1 protein-coding gene is annotated in these 363 nt (G+C 68.5%); it reads left to right on the top strand.

Annotated features, from left to right (window positions below; all coding sequences use genetic code 11):
• A partial coding sequence (locus AB4Y92_RS26675) for an ABC transporter ATP-binding protein (protein WP_441822360.1) occupies positions 1–363 on the top strand: 363 nt, incomplete at both ends.

The following is a 363-nucleotide window of genomic DNA, read 5'->3' as shown; positions in this document are numbered from 1 at the left end:
CTTCCAGGACTACGCGCTGTTTCCCGACAAGACCGTGTTCGACAATGTCGCCTATGGCCTGCGTGCCCGCAAACAGGCGGAAGGCGTGATCAAGAGCAAGGTCCAGGCCGCGCTGGAGCGCGTCGGCCTCGGCCATCTCGGCCAGCGCCATCCGGCCGCGCTGTCKGGTGGCCAGCGCCAGCGCGTCGCGGTGGCGCGCGCGCTCGCGGTCGAGCCGGCCGTGCTSCTGATGGAYGAGCCGCTCTCCAATCTCGAYGCCAAGCTGCGCCTCCAGGTGCGCGAGACCATCGTCGAGCTGCAGCGCGAGGCGAAGATCACCACGGTCTTCGTCACCCATGATCGCGAGGAGGCGCTGGCCATGTC

The sequence above is a fragment of the Lysobacter sp. TAB13 genome (assembly GCF_052113885.1).
In the GTDB taxonomy this organism is placed as follows: Bacteria; Pseudomonadota; Gammaproteobacteria; order Xanthomonadales; family Xanthomonadaceae; genus Lysobacter; species Lysobacter gummosus.
The sequence above is the reverse complement of the archived record's forward strand: the minus strand, read 5'-3'. Positions and strand labels throughout refer to the sequence as shown.